This is a genomic window from Streptomyces muensis, assembly GCF_021474425.1.
Classification (GTDB): Bacteria; Actinomycetota; Actinomycetes; order Streptomycetales; family Streptomycetaceae; genus Streptomyces; species Streptomyces muensis.
This window is the reverse complement of record NZ_JAKEIP010000610.1, coordinates 1-869: the sequence shown is the minus strand read 5'-3', so window position 1 is coordinate 869 and position 869 is coordinate 1. Positions and strand designations below refer to the sequence as shown.

Genomic DNA, 869 nt, shown 5'->3' with positions numbered 1-869 from the left:
CCTCTTTCCTCGTGAGCCCCCGCTTCCCCCGGCAGGCGCAACTACGGGTCACCCTTTCATCCCATTAGTGTCACTATGTCCTAGGTGACGGAGAAGGTGAAGGAGTCCCCGCGATGCCCGAGCTCAGCGTCGTCGTCCACGGACCGAACACCCAGGACCGTCTGACCGGACTTCTTGCCTCCCTGGCCGCCCACCCCCACCCCGACGTCGAGGTGATCGTGGCCGCGGTCGGCCCCTGGGCCCAGGAGACGGCCCGGGCGTACGCCCCCGAGATGCTGGTGCTGCCCCTGCCGGACGGGACGGACGACGCCACGGCCCGGGCGGCGGGGGCGGCCCGGGCCACCGGCCGCTGGCTGCAGTTCGTGCACGCGAAGGACGGGCTACCCGTCGGCGGCCCGCGCCTGGTCGCGCAACGTGCCGCGGAGCTCCCGGACGAGGTGGACGTCCTCCTCCTCGACCACGTCCGCTCCACCTGGGACACCGCCGGACTCCCCTCCTCCGACGGCCCCCGGCTCGCCCGCGCGGGCCGCGCCGCGCACCGCCTCGACGACCTCGCCCGCAGCGCCCTGCGCATCACCCCCCTGCTGGGCAACCGCGCGCTGCGCACCTCCTTCTGGCAGGCGCACGAACCCCGGCTCACCACCCCCGACGAGCCGTACGCCGCCTACGCCACGCTCCTCCTCGCCGACCACGTCGCCGCCCTGAACCAAGTGGCGTACGAACACCACGAACTGCGCCCCGAGAGCCTGCCGCCGATCACGCCCGAGCAGCACTACGCCCTGGTCGACCGCTACGAAGACCTTCTGACCCTCGCCCTGGCTCCTACCGTGGCTCCCGCCGTGACCCCCGCCCTGGCCCCCGCCATGGCC

1 pseudogene is annotated in these 869 nt (G+C 73.5%); it reads left to right on the top strand.

Annotated features, from left to right (window positions below):
- Positions 1–113: 113 nt before the first annotated feature.
- A pseudogene (locus L0P92_RS44700) lies at positions 114–869 on the top strand (CDP-glycerol--poly(glycerophosphate) glycerophosphotransferase); the annotation flags it as partial.